The sequence below is a fragment of the Kitasatospora sp. NPDC051164 genome (assembly GCF_044455625.1).
Lineage (GTDB): Bacteria > Actinomycetota > Actinomycetes > Streptomycetales > Streptomycetaceae > Kitasatospora.
The window spans coordinates 86563-102968 of the sequence record NZ_JBITFB010000023.1; the positions used below are offsets into that span (position 1 = coordinate 86563).

12 protein-coding genes are annotated in these 16406 nt (G+C 69.1%); 6 read left to right on the top strand and 6 right to left on the bottom strand.

Features of this window, described 5'->3' with window-relative positions:
* Positions 1-330 precede the first annotated feature (330 nt).
* A complete protein-coding gene (locus ACIBEC_RS30810) occupies positions 331-2202 on the top strand; it encodes an AAA family ATPase (RefSeq protein ID WP_360500611.1) in 1872 nt (623 codons plus the stop codon).
* A 142-nt stretch (positions 2203-2344) separates the two neighbouring features.
* Here ACIBEC_RS30810 and ACIBEC_RS30815 read toward each other — a convergent pair whose 3' ends face one another.
* The gene (locus ACIBEC_RS30815; RefSeq protein ID WP_360500608.1) at positions 2345-3211 is read right to left on the bottom strand and encodes a hypothetical protein; all 867 of its coding nucleotides are present in this window, start codon (positions 3209-3211) and stop codon (positions 2345-2347) included.
* A 114-nt stretch (positions 3212-3325) separates the two neighbouring features.
* A complete protein-coding gene (locus ACIBEC_RS30820) occupies positions 3326-3568 on the bottom strand; it encodes a hypothetical protein (RefSeq protein ID WP_360500605.1) in 243 nt (80 codons plus the stop codon).
* Between the two features lie 92 nt (positions 3569-3660).
* Here ACIBEC_RS30820 and ACIBEC_RS30825 point away from each other — a divergent pair, with 92 nt between their 5' ends.
* The 3 genes from ACIBEC_RS30825 (at position 3661) to ACIBEC_RS30835 (ending at position 5994) form a co-directional block, all read left to right on the top strand.
* On the top strand, positions 3661-4311 hold the full coding sequence (locus ACIBEC_RS30825) for a helix-turn-helix transcriptional regulator (protein ID WP_360500603.1): 651 nt from the start codon (positions 3661-3663) through the stop codon (positions 4309-4311).
* 163 nt (positions 4312-4474) lie between these two features.
* Entirely contained in the window at positions 4475-4753 is a 279-nt protein-coding gene (locus tag ACIBEC_RS30830) for a helix-turn-helix domain-containing protein (protein WP_360500600.1), read from the top strand.
* On the top strand, positions 4753-5994 hold the full coding sequence (locus ACIBEC_RS30835; RefSeq protein ID WP_360500598.1) for a site-specific integrase: 1242 nt from the start codon (positions 4753-4755) through the stop codon (positions 5992-5994). Before ACIBEC_RS30830 ends, ACIBEC_RS30835 begins: the two co-directional genes overlap by 1 nt.
* A 466-nt stretch (positions 5995-6460) precedes the next feature.
* On the opposite strand, the gene ACIBEC_RS30840 is transcribed toward ACIBEC_RS30835, so the two are convergent.
* Positions 6461-7375, bottom strand: coding sequence for an IS982 family transposase (locus ACIBEC_RS30840; RefSeq protein WP_360500595.1), 915 nt, complete (start codon positions 7373-7375; stop codon positions 6461-6463).
* An 85-nt stretch (positions 7376-7460) separates the two neighbouring features.
* On the opposite strand from ACIBEC_RS30840, the gene ACIBEC_RS30845 reads away from it, so the two are divergent.
* Positions 7461-7583: a hypothetical protein gene (locus ACIBEC_RS30845; RefSeq protein ID WP_360500592.1), complete on the top strand. Its 123-nt coding sequence runs from the start codon at positions 7461-7463 to the stop codon at positions 7581-7583.
* Between the two features lie 175 nt (positions 7584-7758).
* Complete coding sequence (locus ACIBEC_RS30850) at positions 7759-8751, top strand: hypothetical protein (protein WP_360500589.1); 993 nt, start codon at positions 7759-7761, stop codon at positions 8749-8751.
* A gap of 213 nt (positions 8752-8964) precedes the next feature.
* Here ACIBEC_RS30850 and ACIBEC_RS30855 read toward each other — a convergent pair whose 3' ends face one another.
* Genes ACIBEC_RS30855 through ACIBEC_RS30865 form a run of 3 tightly spaced genes read right to left on the bottom strand, consistent with a single transcriptional unit; the run spans position 8965 to position 16285 of the window.
* Positions 8965-11727: an RNAseH domain-containing protein gene (locus ACIBEC_RS30855; protein ID WP_360500587.1), complete on the bottom strand. Its 2763-nt coding sequence runs from the start codon at positions 11725-11727 to the stop codon at positions 8965-8967.
* Positions 11724-15089 (bottom strand): hypothetical protein, encoded by a 3366-nt coding sequence (locus ACIBEC_RS30860; protein WP_360500584.1) that lies wholly within the window; start codon positions 15087-15089, stop codon positions 11724-11726. The genes ACIBEC_RS30855 and ACIBEC_RS30860 overlap by 4 nt, the downstream gene beginning before the upstream one ends.
* Entirely contained in the window at positions 15086-16285 is a 1200-nt protein-coding gene (locus ACIBEC_RS30865; protein ID WP_360500582.1) for a hypothetical protein, read from the bottom strand. The genes ACIBEC_RS30860 and ACIBEC_RS30865 overlap by 4 nt, the downstream gene beginning before the upstream one ends.
* Positions 16286-16406 lie beyond the last annotated feature (121 nt).

Below are 16406 nucleotides of genomic sequence, written 5' to 3' on the forward strand. Positions count from 1 at the left end.
GACCGTCAGCAGCCCCCCAGAGCACCAACGTCTGGGGCGCGAGCACCGTCAACGGCAGCAAGGTCACCGCCTCTGCCGCCGGCCGAACCCGCCCCGGCCGCCCAAGTGGAACGCCCGGGACCTGTGTGTATCCCGGCGCACGCGGCGTGATCAGTGCTGCCCGACCGGCCTGAGCGGACGTACTCCGCTTTGGCGCGGCGGGCGTTCGCAGCCGTGCGGAGACCGAACGACCGGCCCGATTCGGGGCGATCCGGTGGCGGGTAGGCACTTTAGCGCATTCCCGCCACCTCGGATATCCGTTTTCCGATTTCCGTCGCGGCAGGTATTCTCGTGAACCCTGAGCCGATCGAGCGCCTTATCGGAGCGTCCGTGAGAATTTCCCGCTTATCCGTCATTAATTTCCGAGGCGTAAGGGAATTCGAGCTCTCCGACTTCGGTGCGATCACCGTGCTAACGGGCCAGAACGCCACTGGAAAGTCGACCATCCTCGAGGCGCTCCACCATGCCATGGGTGGCCAGCTCCAGGCGCCGAAGGAAACAGTCGTCGGCCCGCATGGCCACCAAGCCATTGTCGAGGCGTCGTTCACGTTCGACGACCGTGAGGCCGACCTCCTGAGCGACGGATGCCGCGACAGGCTCGGCCGGCCCGCTCAGAGGCGAAGCGAGTACGTCCGGCGGGTCACCATCCAGGAGGGAAGGCGCCGCGAGGTCTCAGAGCCGGAGGAGCTGGGCGTCGCCTTCTCTCTGGAATTCAAAGCCCAGCACGAATTCACGGACGTGGCATTCGTCGGGTCCGACGAACTGTTCGCCATGAAGAACCGGCCCACGATCGGCCTCGGAATGCCGTTCAATCCCCGGACGACCGTCCGGTCGCACACCGGCTGGAACCACCCGACTGCGGACACGGAAGGCTACCTGGCTGCGCTCGACTATCAGGCGATGCTCGCTGCCCGCGAGGGGCGCCCTGTCGAGGACGGGTTCGCCACGATCGCCGAGCACTTCCGCAAGGTGACCGACCGGCAACTGCTGCGGCCCGCATCGACCAGGGCCGCCGGCTCCACCCACATCTCCGTCGCCCTGTCCGACGGCCGACAGCACGGGCTGGAAGAACTCTCTCCTGGCACGCGGAATGCGCTGGGGCTCCTGTGCCTGGGTCATTACCTGCGGTCGACCGGCGCCATCGCCCTGCTCGACGAACCGACGAACCACCTTCACCCGGCGCTTGAGGTATCGCTGTTCACCGCCTTTGCGGATCTCACATCGTCGGCCCAGACCATGGTGGTGACACACTCAGCCCATGTCGTCGCCTCGGTACCGGCGGGCTGCGTGATCGAGGTGGCCCGTAGTTCGGAGGACGGCAACCAGGCGCGACGGCCGGCCGGTCCCGACGGGCCGTCCAATCCGGTGGGCCTCGATCTGGCTGGCACCATGCTGGCCGAGTTCCAGGTCGTGGTGGAGGGCCCCGGCGACGAGAGCGATCTCCGTTTGCTGTTCCCCGACGAGATGGGCCGCGCGAAGATCGTCAAGGCTGGCAACTCCAACGAGGTCCTGCGCTACCACCGCTTCCACGGCGACGCTGGCACGCCGATGCCCTGGATCTGCCTGCTGGACCGGGACCTGCGAACCCAGGAGGAGGTCGCCAAGCTCACCGCCGCGCACCCAAACCTGCACGTCTGGCCACTGCGAGCCATCGAGAGCATGGTGCTCTACCCTCCGCTGCTCGCTGCCGTCTATAGCGACAACGGCGTACCTCTCTCCGAAGCCAGGGCCGAACATCTGCTACGCGAGGCTGCCCAGCCGCTTCAGCGGAACGTGGTCGAGGCTTTGATGCACGAGAAGATCAACCGTCTCCATCCGCAGCCAAAGCCTGCGGAGTTCACGTCCGCCGAGGAGTTCTTCCTGGCGACGGCGCAGGTGGCCGAACTCCGCGCCCGCGCCGTCAAGCAGGTACGGGCGGACCAAGAGGCGCTGGTCGAGGATCGCTGGGAGACGGAGTGGCTCGCCCTGGCCGACCCGAAGGCTCTCCTGCCCGCCTTCCACAGCAAGCAGAAGCTGTATGCCAAATACCAGCTACTGCGGGCGGCCCTGATGACACGGGCCGGCCAGGACGCGAGCGTCAGACCGCCTGGTCTGGAGGAGTTCCGCGTCAGGCTGTCCCGCCTGCGCGGCGTCGACGCAGGGCCAGCCGCTGCCGCCCCGTAGCCAGCTTTACACGGCAGCCCAGGGCGCCAGCGGCAACGGGACACCCGCTCTCTCGCGCGCAGAAGGTGAGGAGGGTCGGCGTCGCTGGCGGCCCGATGGGCACCCTCGCACCAGGATTGCCCGGGTCGGCGCCCTCCAGGTTCTACGCCCTTCGAGTGCGGGCGCTGCGGCCCGGCGCGGGAATCGCTTTGCCGCCCCAGGCCGCCTGCAGGGCGGGAAGCAGGTCGGATCGGGTCAGTCCGCGATCCTGGAAACCGGTACCGAACCCGATGTGAGGCCAGTTCGGTTGGTCACGGTCTCCCGCACCCGGGGCCGGGGCGCTGAGGTCGGTCTCCACATACGGGGCAAGCTCCGGCCAACCCAGCAGGGTGACGGCATTTCGCAGGAAGAGTGCGCAGGTGGCGGCATCGAACGCGTGGGTGTGCTCACGCTCCAAGATCAATCCGTTCAGGCCACGCTCGCGTCCTGCGAGGAAGAGTCCGAGGACAGCGGGGACGCGCCCGACCAGCAAGTCGCCATCGTCCGTTGGCAGCCGCGCACACGGAAGTTCTGCATGGATGAGGGTACGTAGCCCGTGGCCGAGCTTCAGCCGGTCCTCGTGGAAGATCGCGACGATGTCGCCGCTGTTGGCCAGCACGATGCCCTGGAGCATGCGCGACCACGCGCGGCCGGTTTGATCCAGTGCTCCCTCCAGCCTCTGTGCGCGCTCAGACTGGCGGTCGCCGGCGTGTTCAAGTTCCCGACGCAGCAGGAGGGCGGTTGCCGCCGGGGGTTCGTAGCCAGAGGCGACATCTTCCAGCCAGTCGGGGAGCAGGCCCTGGTTGGCGAAGTAGCGGGTGTCAAGGCCAATGCTGATCGCTGCGGCCGTGCACTCGTCGTCGATCACGTCAAGGAAGGCCGCGTACCGTTCCTGGTGTTGGCGTGGCGTCCTGCCGTTCAGCACCCACCTGGCCGCGAGCATCGACGGCAAGCGGCCCTCCGGCGGTGCGACCTGCTCGTGGTCTGCCATGCACTTCCTCTCTTCGTCCCGCCCGCGCGAGAGCGGCGCGCACTCGGAAGCAGGCAACACCGCCCATTGGCGTGATCATCCCGCCGCTGCCACGATGCCCGGCATCTCGGTCTCTTACGCCACGCTTCGGGAGGTTCGCGGGCGCAGGAAGTGGAGGAGGTCTGCGGTGATCACGCGGTAGCTGCCGCCCACCTCCACCACGGTCACTGGGTAGCGGCTCTCCCGGGCCATGCGGTACCCCGCGGTCCTGCCGAGTGAGAGCAGCTCGTTGGCCACCGACAGCGGGATCGCCGGCGGGAGAGCAGCGAGAGCCTCCGGGGTAAACCTCCCCGGCCGGGCAGTCCGAACTGCGTTCACGGCAACATTCCCTCTCATTCGATGTTCTCTGTGCGAGAAACATCTATCACACCTGCCCTGGTCGCAGAAGCCACATCATGTATCCTTCCTCCATGGAAGAATCAAGTGAGCAGTGGCCAGCCTCACTCACGGCGCGGATCGCCCGGGTCGTCAAGGATCAGCGCGGTCAGCGAGGCGTGACGACGCACGATCTCTCGGAGGCATGCGAGGCCAGGGGGGTGCCGATCGCCGCCAACACCATTACCAAGATCGAAAAAGGGCAGCGGGACTCACTTAGGCTCGAGGAGGCCATCGTTCTCGCCCACGCCCTCGATCTGCCACTCGTCGCATTGCTCATCCCGTTGGAGGTCCAGGCCGACATCGACCTACTTCCCAACGTGACCATTCCCGTGTGGGAGGCGGCGGCCTGGGTCACCGGCGAGGACCAGCTGGGCGAGGCGCCGCCGCCCGGCTCGGCCCGTGCCGTACTCGGCACCTTCCGTGAACACGACGTCGATGTCCGAACCGCGCTGATCTCCACCCGCGAAGCCCACAGCCGCCGTGTTCAGGCTCGCCAGGCCCTCGGCTCCGCCCGCTACGAGCAGCTGGCCCGACAAGCGGACGAACTCGACCGCATGGCCCACGAGGACTGCGCGCGCCTGAAGGCCGTTCGGGACCAGATGCGGGCCGACGGGCTCCAGCCGGCACCGCTGCCGGCCACACTCGAGTTCGTCGACGCTCCCGAAGGGCCGGCCTCCGGCTGACTCGAACGTCCTGGCCGGGGCCCAGTACAGACCCCCGCAGCTACCCCCAGACTTCCCACAGTCACACCTGACGGTCCCCGAGACGGCCTTCGCCTGGCAGCTTCCGTCCGTCCCGGAGACCCAGCCACCCCTTGGCTATTGACCAGAGAGGGCTCGCCCCATAATGCCGCATGCCCGCACACGGGCCGCACGAAGTGCGTTCCCTCCTTCCCCTCCGCCCACCCCGGGCTGCGCCTGCGCGCCCCCGGACACTCCCGCACTCCTCCAGACCGCCGACGAGGCCGCTGCGATGCTCAAGGTCAGCCCAGGAACGCTGCGCCGCTGGCGCCGCGAGAACACTGGGCCGGCCTACGTCAAGGTCGGTGGCCGAGTCGGCTACCGCCACCAGGACCTCGTCGACTACCTGGCCAGCTGCGTCGTGCTGCCGGAGGTGGCGGCCTGATGACGACGCCAGAGCGCATCGACGCCCCGGTCGGCGTCAAGATCTCCACCGACATCGAGTACCGCCCCGGCAACCCCAACCCTTACCGCGCCCGCGTCCGCTGGGTCGACCCGATCACCAAGGCCCGCCCGTCCCGCTCCACCATGTTCCCCACCGAGCCCGATGCGCAGGACTGGCTCGACCGCATCGCCAAGGCTGCCGGGCGCGGCGTCAGCATCGACCTCGCCACGACGTCTCTCAGCGAGTACGGCGACTCCGTCATGGATCTGGCGATGCGGGGTCTCGAACTCAAGACCCATGCCCCGTACATGGCCGGCTGGCGTCTACGCGTCAAACCGACCGTCGGCCACCTCCAGGTCGTCGGCATCACGGCTGGCATCGCCGACCGCGCCCTCAACGCCTGGATCGCCGACGGGGCCGGAATCTCCACCCTCAAGAACACCATCGCCGTGTGGGTCAGGGTCATGGAGCAGGCCATCCGCGACGGCATCATCGAGATCAACCCCGCCCGCCTGAACGGCTGGCAGAAGCTGATCAAGACCGCCGAGGACGAGGAACACGACCCCCGCGGGCTGGCACTTCGCGACTGGGACACTCTCGACCGCCTCGCCGACGCCTTGGTGACCGCCTCCTTCAACCACTACGACGGCTGGGGCGACATCGTCCGCTTCGCCGGCGGCACCGGCGCCCGCATCGGAGAGGTCTCCGGCGTCCGCGCCGGCGACATCGACACCGACAAGTGGATCTGGCGAGTCTGCCGACAGACCACCACCGCGCCCGGCGGGCTGATCGACAAGGGCACCAAGGGCAAGCGCTCCCGCCTCGTCCCGATCATCCCCGAGCTGCGGCCCAACATCGCCTGGCGGATCTCCCGGGTCGGCAACCGGCCCGACGCCCGACTGTTCACTGGACCCCGCGGCGGCCGGGTCACCACAGCGGTGCTGCGCGACGCCACCCACTGGGACGACGTCGTGGTCAGCCTGGGCTACGAGTACCTGCGCCGCCACGATCTACGCCACACCGCGCTGACCTGGTTCGCCGACGCCGGCGTCCCTCCCCACGTCCTCATGCGAATCGCCGGCCACGGCCAACTGACCACGACCCAGCGCTACCTCCACCCCGACCTGCGTTCCATCGAACGCGCCGGAACCCAGCTCACCACCTACATCAACGCCTCCCGTGGCCTCCCCGGCCCGAAGGTCGAGGTCGAGCAGATCCGCCAACTCGCCCTGACCGGCTGACCCTAGCCAGCCCCGACCAGCTGCGGAGGTCCCCGTCCGACGGACGGGGACCTCTCCGGCGTCGGCAGGGCACAAACCGCTTGCCGTCCCGCAACCGAGTTCGCGGAAGAGGAGCTGCCATGTCGAACAAGAAGTCGCGGCGCCAGCGGGACGCCGCGCGCCAGGGCCGACGAGATGCACCAGCAGCGTCTGGGTGCCACGGAGAGCTTCCACGAGGCACACGCCCGAAACCGTACCGAACGGCACCTGGACCCCCGCTTCGCGATTTACCCCACCCTCGTGGCGCCGCCCTGCGATCATCGATCCGTCCCGGGCAAGCGACACGAACTGAGGCAGCGCCATGACGTGGGTCTACGCGGAACTCGCCAAAGAGGCCAGCAAACGAGGCGGCCCTGTCGCGCTGCGGTACTTCTATCGCGGGCAGGGCGTCGTCCTAGATGATTGATGCGTGGGGTTGCGGTGACGTTCAGTGGTCGTAGGCGGTCAGTGAACGCTTGACTGGCTGGCCGGTCTTGTCGTTGTTCCAGATCGCCGCAGTCAGCGCGAGGACCCGCGCGAGGATGCGGACCACGACGCCAGCCGGGGTGCGCCCGCCGTGTCGTTCCAGGTCGAGCTGGGCTTTGAGGGTCTGATTGATCGATTCGATGGTCTGGCGCAGTGGCTTGAAGAGGTGCGCGCCGGCCCGCTCGGCCTCGCCCTTGCGGGCGGGCCTCAGCAGGTCGAGGTCACGCTGTGCCATCTGCTGCTCGAAGTCGCGGCCGAAGTAGTTCTTGTCGCCGATGATTGTCTGGCCGGGGAAGGCGGCGGCGAGTTCCGGGTCGTGGTCGAGCATGGCGAGCAGCGTCTCGCGTTCGTCGGCCTTCGCGCCGGTGAGCCCGAACATGACCGGCAGCCCACCGAGGGTGCAGACCAGGTGCAGGCGCAGCCCCCAGAAGAAGCGGGAGTGCGACGCGCAGTAGCCGTACTCGGCCCAGCCGGCCAGGTCGCTGCGCTTGACGGTCTCGCGCGAGCGGCCGCATTCCACCGGGGTGGAGTCGACGATCCACACGTCGTCGCTCCAGAGCGTCGTGTCCGCTGCGAGTATCCGGATCATGTGCTGGACCAGCGAGGATGCCGCGCGCAAGCGCCGGTTGTAGCCGGACTGGTGGAGCAGGCGCGGAAACAGATGGCGCAAGTTGGCGTTCGCGTGGCGCAGCCAGCGCCGCTCGGAGGTGAAGCCGAGCAGCGCCGACATGACCGCGAGGGTCACCAGTTCGGCGTCGCTGAGCGTAGGTACGAAGCCGATCGCGGGCCGAGCCGGGGCGAGCTCGGGCGAAGCCTTCAGCGTGTCATCGATCTTGGCGTACAGTGCAGTTGCGAGGGTTTCCAGGTCTGTCGTCACACACGGATCTTGGAAGCCCTCGCCTCGTTCTCGCAGGCGAACCCCGCGCATCAATCATCTAGGCGTTGCCCTCACCGGCGCGACCGTGGCCGGGACTCGGCTCTACGACAAGTGGCGCGCCCGCCGCAGCGATGCCGCCGAGGCGGCGCAGGAGACCACCGCAGAGGTGCCGTCACCCGAAAACGCCCCGGCGACCGGGCACGCCTGACCCCTGGCGGGTTAGGCGTGGTTGATCCGCAGCTCGCCCTGACCGTTGGCCCTGGCCAGGCCCGACCAGCTGGGGAGGTCCCGTCAGACGGGCGGGAACCTCCCCAGCGTCGGCACGGCGCAAACCGCTCTGCCGCTACGCTCCATACAGCCGAGTTCGGGGAAGAGGAGCTGCCATGTCGAACAAGAAGTCGCGGCGCCAGCGGGACGCCGCGCGCGCCAGGGCCGACGAGGTGCAGCGGCAGCGCCTGGGCGCCACAGAGGGCTTTCACGAGGAACACGCCGGAACCGTCGCCGAACGGCACCTGGACCCCCGCTTCATCCAACGCCGCCGCACGGACGAGGGCCACGAGATCTCCTGGCACCCGGACACGAAGACCGGCCAGGGCCTCCAGGACTCGATCCAGCGCCAGCTCGATTCGTTCCGGGAGAAGTTCGGCCGAGAGCCTGGACCCGACGACCCGCTGTTCTTCGACCCGGACGCTGACGAGCCCCGCCCGATGCCCGAGGAGCGCATCACCGAGATGCTCGGCGAGATGGCGGTGATCGCCGAGCGGGCCGGAATCGACCCGGCTTTCATCCACGCCTGGCGGGACCTCGGGTACGTGGTCACCGAGGACACCCGGCACCTGTTCAGTGCCGCCGAGGTCCAGGTGTTCTCGGACGCCGTCAGGGCGTACCAGAGCGAAAGCGGCTCCCAGCCGGAGGAGCCCCAGACCGACACCCCGCTGGAGAGCCTGCGGAACGTCATCGACGCCATCATCACGCGACGTGACCCGCGGATCGCGATGCGCGTCGTACTCGGCATCGACCGGGCAGGGGCAACCGAAGGCGAGGAAGCCGCCGGGCTCATGGCCTCCATCCTGTTCGGCGCCCTCGCGGGCTGGCTCTCCGGCGCCCGCGAGGCCGAACTCACCCCAGACGACGCCATCGTGGCCGTCGACTGGGTCCGCGAATCACTCGGCACGGCTCACAGCCGCAAGGTCATGCACATCGCTGGCATCCTCGGACACCCCGACGCATCCGGCGCCACCGTCAACGAGGCCGCCGACCAGCTCGGCGACGATTTCCTCCCCACGTTTATTTGGCTAACCGCAGGCGTGGTCGCCACCGCCGGGAAAGGCGACGTCCACTGGCTCAACCAGTTCGACATCTCCCTCGGGCACTGACTCCTACGCTGGCGGGAGGACTCCCAACGGCTCCGCCAGCCCATGTAAGCGTCCTCCACGGTGCTGCTGCAAGATCTCTCGAAAGTGCTGGGGCAGATCGAACAAATGGCTCGCGACAAACCCGTTGGTTCGACGGCAGCGTAAGTGCTGAAACGCTGCGATGGCCTGCGCAGTCCAGGCCCCGTGGCGTAGACGGAGAATGCCGGGCTCGGCTCACTCGACGACGAGCACGACTTCCTCGCTAACGGTCGCGTCTTCGACCGGGCCTCCGTCGACATCCTGATCAGCCTCTGCTGTCCGCCGGTGGTAGGGGTGGCCAGCATCCATCCTGCGAGCGAGGTGCAGGGGGGTTGGGGTGCTCTGACGGACGTCCGAGGTGATGCCCTGGTTAGTCAGGACAGCGGCGACGGTCCCGATCAGCTTGCAGTCCGCCTCGTCGCGCTGGCTGATGATGGTGTACCGCGTGGCGGTGTGGGCGTAGCCATTCTTGTTCTGGCGACTGCTGTCGAAACGGGTTTCGTCCTTCCCGAATCGGCCGGTGACGCTGGCGGAGTAGGTGCGGGGTACGTTGACGAGCATGAAGTCGGGGTAGAGCTGGGTGCCGTCGTCGTTGGCGAGTTGGAACAGACCGTTGGTGGTGTCGGTGGCGCGCCAGCTGCCGTCGGCGGTACGCATGTAGGCGCCGGTGGGGCGGCCGATGCGTTCCAGGTCGCTGATGACTCGAACGGTGGCGAGGGGACGTTGGGCGCGGGGGAGGCTGTGGCCGGGTAGCCAGGAGGCAGGCCGGGGCAGGTCTGCGGGCGGGGTCTGGCCGAGTGCTTCGTCGGTGAGGCCCGTCCAGATGTACTCGGCCGCGTCTCCGTCTACGTAGAGCACGGTCTGTTCCTGCGAGGGTAGTTGTGTGCGAGCAGCAACGAGGGCTTGCTCCACCAGCTGAGCGGCGGCGCTGGCTTGCTGGGTCTCATTGCCGATGGCGGTGTAGGGCGTGACGTCCCAGGCGAGGTCTGCGGCGTGAAGCGTGGTGGTTGCGGGACCGTGGGTTGTCCAGTGTCCGGCTTGGGGGCTGTAGGCCCAGATCTGCCAGGGGTCGTCGGCCCCGCCAGCGGGGCGCATGGCAGTGAGGGTGACGGTGATCGGTGCGGGAGCTTTCGTGCGGCGCTTTCCGTACGCGCGGCGCTGGGCATGGCGGCGGACGTGGATGCCGATGTGCCACCACGGTTCAAGGGGCAACTTGCCGAAGGCGGCGCCAAGACGGTGGTCGGTGGCGCCGACGCCGGTAAGGATCTCGCGCAGCACGTTCTCGGTGGAGCTGTCGAGACCGCTCTGGCGGGACTTGACCTTGTCGGCGCGGTACTTCTCGTTGTACGGCTTGCCCTCCCTGGTGTGGGTGGGCACCGGCGGCGGGGCCTGCTTGACGTACTGGGAGGTTGCCCCGATACGGGCGAGGGCCTGCTTGGAGGGCCACTTTCCGTCCTCAGCCTCGGCCGTGGCGCGGGCCTCGACAGTGGGGTACCAGCGGTCGGGGTCCCAGTCGGTCTCGCCGATGACCGCGGTCCTGATGCCATCGCCGGTGTAGGGGGCGAGCATCTCTTCCAGGTTCCGCTGGCGTTCCTCGCTCGTGTGCGGTCCGTGGCTGAGGGCGCCGGCCTTGTCGTGGAGGAATACGACCTTGATGCGGCCGTCGGCTGCCGGTTCTTCGGTGCCGTCGACAGCCTTCCATTCGGGGCCGAGGTCCCACTGGTCGGCGATGGCGGCTTTTACGCGGGCCCGGACCTCGTCGGTGTGCCACAGGACGACGACGAGGAGGATGTTGATGCCGGCCGCGTCGAGGGATGCGGGGATCCGGTCGGCGGGGATGGGCCCAGTGATGCGCGAGCCGCTCTCGGTCGGCGGCAGCTTGACTCCGGAGACTTCCAGGTAGCGGGGGCTGCGGTGGCTGTACTTCTCGCACTTGGTGTCGAGGAGTTCCTCGATGCGGCGGAACAGCTCCATCCCGTGGCCGCGGCCCAGACCGGGGGTGCGGGTGCTGACCGGCGCGACGGCCCAGACCGGGCCGGGGGCGGTGTCGGCGAGGGCGTCGTCGGCGAGGTGCTCGGGAAAGGGCGGGATGTACGTGCTCAGGCGGGGCATGGCTGCCAGGCGACGGCTGGCGGCGACCGCGGGTACGTTGAGGCGGCGCAGCCACGGCGGACCGTCGGTACGGGCAGCGACGACAAGCGGCTGGTCTGGGTTGGCGAGCAGGACCGTGGAGACGCCCTTCCAGGCGGTGGCGAGGAGGGTGGTGACGGCGTTCACCGTCAGGGCGTGGCGCCGGGAGTGTCCGGTGGCGGCGGTGCCGATGACGATGCGCGGGAGCAGGTGGCGGATGCGGCCGTTCCGGTCGGGTGCGCTGGGCAGTTCGTGGCCGATCGCAGCGAGACGGCCATCGGTGCACAGGGTGAAGCGGACCGGGTCGGTGCCGTTGCGGGGCCAGTCGAGGGCGGCGAGTTCTTCCGCCAGGCGCCAGCGGGCGAGTTCGCCCGGCCACCAGCCGCGCGAGCGCCGTCCGGTGCGCGGTGGTGGGGGCAGTGTGGCGGGCCGGGGTTCGGCCTGGGCGATGAGGTCGGCGAGTTGCTCGCCGAGCTGCTGGCCAGCTGGGCCGGGGACGACCGCTTCAGCCCAGTAGAGGAAGACGTCGCGGCGGTCCTCGGCGCTGATCGGGGCAGCGGAGAGGAGTTCGTGCTGGCCATCGCTCCACTGCCAGCGCGCCCAGGTGCCGACGGCGGCCCGCAGGACGGCTTCGAGCGCGCGGTAGGGCGGCTGTACGTCCAGGCCGGAGCCGACGTTGCGCGTGTACTCGCGAGAGAGTTCCTCTGCGAGCTGCGGCGCGGGCGGTGCGGGCCGGTAGGCGAAGACCTGCCCCAGGTCGCTCGGTTCGGTGCGGTAGCAGAGCAGGCGGGCCTGCTTTCGGGTGCTGTCGTCGAGTGGGCGGGTCATACGCGCTCTCCCAGGTGGGTGAGGAAGCCCGAGTGCAGGGCCGGAACCAGGTGCCCGGCGTGGGCGTACTCGGCGATCTCCTCCATGGAGTAGCCGTAGCAGCCGCCGAGCTGGGCGAGTTCGTCTTGGGTGTACTGCCCGAGCAGCCCGCGGATCAGGGTGGGTAGATCGGAGCCCCAGGTGGCATCGTGGAACGCGCCGTCGATGAAGTGGAGTTCGACGTGGGTCTGCCCCCGGCGTCCGCGACCTCCGAGCTGGATGATCTGGCCCAGGAGGGTGGCGACGAGTTCGTGCTTCAACTCGTCGGGAAGGGCAGAGAAGCGCTTGGGTGCGCCGAGATTGAGGCGCAGGTGGGCGACAGCAAGGTCACGGGCCTGGGCGAGGACTGCGGCGGGATCGCGGCTGGGGACCAGGTCGCGCCAGGCCCGGGCGGCGACGCTGGCAGCCAGGACGGCGGGATCGTCGGCCGGCATGACCGGCCTGATGGCCAGCCCGATCAGGGTAACGGCCGACACGGCGACGCCGTCGAACACGGTAAGGACGTTCAGTCCTCGCTCGGTGCGTGGCAGCGGTGCGATGAGCACCTCACCGTCGAGGTCGGCGAGTTGCGCGAAGCGGTCGCGGGTGAGCAGGCCGATGGCGTCGCAGACCGGTGGCAGGGTGGGGTCGGGCTTGTCCGCGACGGCGACGTAGATCCGTAGCTTGCGGCCGGCGGCGAGTGCGGCATCGTGGAGCGCCTGGGCGAACAGGCGCGCCTGCCGATAGGAGTTGACGGCGATCAGGGCCCGTGCGCGGTGCGCGGTGCGGCGGTCCGTGGCAAGGCGGGTGAGATCGCGCACCAGGGCTGGGGCGTATCCGGTGGCCAGCGCGACGACCCGCTGGTCGCGTTCGTGGTAGGGCGTGCTGCCGACGGCGAGCAGCTTCCCGTCGGCGACCGGGGTGCTGTTGAAGATGGTCAGGCCACCGCGGAGAGTGTCGGGCATGGCCCAGTCGGGGCGGGCGAGCAGGTGGGTACGGGCTGCTCCGGGCATGTTGCCGGTGGCGGACATGCCGAGAACCACCCGCTGGTGGCCGGTCAGGGCGAGGGCGACGATGTCGCCGAGGTACTGCGTCTCCGTGTGGGGATCACCACGCAGGACCTCCATGCGCAGGCTCGCGGGCGTGTTGGGGTCGTCCAGCCCCTCGAAGCGGAAGCCTCCCAGCTGGCGACCCAGCGGGCCGAAGGGCACGACGGTGCCCACGTCCTGGTGGCCGATGGCGTCAGCGAGATTGGAGGCCGCATCGATGCCGTGCCCCGCGAGTTCGCCGGCCCGGTCCGACAGGTCGAACATGGTGTGGGTGAGGGCGGTGAGCCATGCCTTCATCATCAGCGCGTGCAGGACACCCGCGGTGACCTCGTCGTGCGTGGCGGTTGAAGCCGGCTTGGCCGCGCTGCTCGTACGCGGTGCCGGGACCGGCACGTCCTCGGAGGCCGTGGGCTCGGCGCCGGCGGGAGTCAGTACCGAGATGGCCGCGGCGAGGGTCTCACGCAGCTCGTCCTTGAGGACAGCCAGCTGCCACTCGCCGCCTTCGTCGATCGTGAGCATCCGCTCCAGCAGGTTCGGGACGGCGCGCAGCCGCTCGGGCAGAACCATGGCGGCGGGGCGGTCGGCCGGACGAGTGGCAACGCGCGGTAGAAGGGCCTGCAGCAGGTCGGCCTGCTCGTCGGTGGCCGTGTTGGAGGCGCCGACGCCGATCAGGTACTCCAGCAGGTGGCGGTCCCACTGATGGGGTTGGTACCAGCGCTTTCGGTCCTGCAGGATCCGGCGGGTGCGGCGCGGGTCCTGCCCGCGAGCCATGGCCCGCGCCTGGCCGACCTCAGTACAGATCTCCTCGCCGGCCACCAGGTCGAGCAGCTGCTCCGCCAGGAACACAGCGCGCGTCAGGGTGCGGCGTACGGCTACCGCCAGCCGCGGCGGCGCCCGGTGCAGGCTATCGCGGATCTGCCGCAGCACCGTGTCGGGGTGGGATCGGGAGGCGAGCTCCAGGTGGCCGGACTGGTCGAACCCCCGGGACTGATAGGCGTCGACCTCGTCGATGACCACGAAGGACGCCAGGCGCAGGAGGAACTCGCGCACGCTGATGCTGTTGCGGATCTCGCCGTCGACATCCACCGGAATCTTGACCATCCCGGACTGGAAGCACGCGTGGGTGGTGACGATGATCCGGGCGGTGGTGGCGGCCTGGACGTGGTCGAACTTGCCGCAGGCCGACACGAACGGGCACAGCGCGCGTTCTGGACGGTCGGAGGTGCCCGACTCCGTGACCGTGCACGGCTCTTTGCCTCCCTTGAAGGCGTCGCGGCCTTCGAGTTGGGCCTGCATCGCGCACCCGTAGGCGGAGTGGTCGAGGCGGAAGGCGATCTCGGCGGGGGCCCGTGAGAGGGGAACGCCGCTGCCGTCCATCTTCGCGGCCGTGCGCAGCGCGAAGTCGTAGCGGCTGTTGGGTGAGATGAACGGGGTGGCCGTCGCCTTGACGCCCAGAGCCCGAAGCTCGGCCTGAAGGGTGGCAGCCTCCCCGTAGACGTCGCCGTTGTCGCTCACCACCAGCACGGTCGTGTACCCGAGACCCGCCTGCTGGATCGCCAGTGCTCTGCCAAGGACGTTCTTGCCCACGCCGGTGGGGGCGCTCATGAGGTGGATGCGCCCTGGCAGCAGGATGCCCGGGTCGCGGGGCCGTCGTCCGCCTCCGATGGTGCCGCTGAGCAGCAACGCGATCTGCCGATCGCGAAAGGCAGGGCCCTCCATGAACAGGTCGGTGTCCCGGCTCTGCCAGCCGAGCTCGTCGGCGTCGAGGACCAGGTCCACGGGCGGCGCGGTCGTGATCCGGGGCGGGATGTACTCGCTCTGCTCGTCAGGGAAGGCGAGCTGGACCAGGCCACGAGAGGTCACCGCCGACCAGCCAGATCCACGGGCGGTCCGCAGCGATCGGCGGCGCCTGGCCGGCGCGAGAAGGCGGTCCGCGACATCGGCCGGAGCCTGGCCATGGGCCGAAACCATCTCCAGGGCCCGTCCCCGCTCACTGCGCCCGACGCCGTAGAGGGCCCGCAACGGGTCATCGGCCTGGGGGTCCTGGAAGATCTCGTGAACGGTCCGCTCGATGTGGTGCAGCAGCGCTTCCTCCCGGCGCCGCACGCGCAGTAGCGCCCCGACCCGCTGCTTGTCCTCATAGGACCACAGCTCCCAGTCCTCCACGATGCGGGGGGCATGGCCGGTGAGCAGGGCATGGGCATCACGGACGAACACCACTCGCTGCCCGTTTCGGAAGCGCGCAGGCAGGAGGTGTTCGGTGAGCGCGAACGCAGCCGCCAGTGCCGTGCTCAAGCCCTCTTCACCTCCGCCAGCAGGTCCGTGTCGGTCAGCACCCTCGCTCCGGTGCCCTGCACACCCCGGCGAAGAACGGACAGGTAACCGCGCAGGTGCTCGGGTACCACGATGCATAGGTCCCCGGGGTCGTCGGGATCGTCGCGCAGATTCTGGGCCAGGCCGTACGGATCGGCCCACGTCTTGACATCAATGCGCCACCGCCGCGAGCGCCCGGGAAGGGTGACGTGCAGGTCGTAGGAGTCGCCGAACGGCCACAGCTCGACCGTCGCTCCCATGGCGACCAGTCGGTCGTGCAGGTCGATCTCCAGCAGGCCCGGCAAGGTGACCCACAGCCACAGCGCGTACGGCAGAGCTACGTGGCCGTCCACAGGCAGCAGTTCGGGCAGCGTGCGAAGCTCGCCTTGCGCGGTGAGGCGCCAGCCCTCCGCCGAGGATTCGGCCCGGTAGCGTGCACCCAGGAGGCCGTGGCGCTCATCCTCGCATTCCAGTCCGACAGTGCCGTTCGGCCGGTAGGTGGCCCGCATGGTCCACTGGCAAAGAGGGCAAGGGGCCCACAAGCCGTCGAACTGCCTCGTCGGGGAGATGGCGGTGTACGCGCCCAACTCGGTCAGGGCCGAGTTCCGGGACAGCGCGCGGCGGCGCAGGACAGGGGTCCGGACCATGGCCTCGCGCCCCCGGGTGTACGCCTCGAAGCCGGCGGCGCGCAGAGCACGAAAGACAGCATGCTGGACGGTCTCGCCCGAGATCCGGGACAGCCTGGCCCCTTCCGGCAGTAGGCCGACGGCGCGCAGGAGGCTGTACATGTGACGGATATCGGCACCGATACCCGGCGCCTGGTACCCGTGCTCACTGGCTTCAAGTGCCATCCGATTCAACGCCGGGCTGGGCGTGCCGTCCTCGTCGAGGAGCCGCAGCTCCCCCAGGGCGAACTCTGACGGTCTCCGCGGCAGCAGGTCCGCCAAGCGGCTACCGCGAAGCCGCTTAACGAACGTCGGGTACGGCGGTGCCGGGGTGAGCACGCCGAACGCCTGCACGTAGCGTGCAAAGCACTCCATCAGAAGCCGGGCGCGTGCCTCGCTCTCACCCTCACCGCTACTCAGAGCCAGCGCCGCAACCACGCACGCGTCCAGCGCCGCCAGTTGGTCTTCCTCCAGCTCTTGAACAGCCGCAGCTGCAGCGGCCAGCGCCAACACCTCAGGCCTCCTCATCGCGGCTGGTGGACTCACCCTCACCAACCGGCAGACGGGGTTCCAGACACGTAACACTGGGGAAATTCACACGATCTAGCTACCACCTGGGTCGTTCAGCGGCGTT

What these genes read in the sequence shown, in the direction of transcription:
- ACIBEC_RS30815 (WP_360500608.1), bottom strand. Translation starts at nt 3,211, where the DNA reads ATGGCAGACCACGAGCAGGTCGCACCGCCGGAGGGCCGCTTGCCGTCG.
- ACIBEC_RS30825 (WP_360500603.1), top strand. Translation starts at nt 3,661, where the DNA reads ATGGAAGAATCAAGTGAGCAGTGGCCAGCCTCACTCACGGCGCGGATC.
- ACIBEC_RS30830 (WP_360500600.1), top strand. Translation starts at nt 4,475, where the DNA reads ATGCCGCATGCCCGCACACGGGCCGCACGAAGTGCGTTCCCTCCTTCC.
- ACIBEC_RS30835 (WP_360500598.1), top strand. Translation starts at nt 4,753, where the DNA reads ATGACGACGCCAGAGCGCATCGACGCCCCGGTCGGCGTCAAGATCTCC.
- ACIBEC_RS30850 (WP_360500589.1), top strand. Translation starts at nt 7,759, where the DNA reads ATGTCGAACAAGAAGTCGCGGCGCCAGCGGGACGCCGCGCGCGCCAGG.
- ACIBEC_RS30855 (WP_360500587.1), bottom strand. Translation starts at nt 11,727, where the DNA reads ATGACCCGCCCACTCGACGACAGCACCCGAAAGCAGGCCCGCCTGCTC.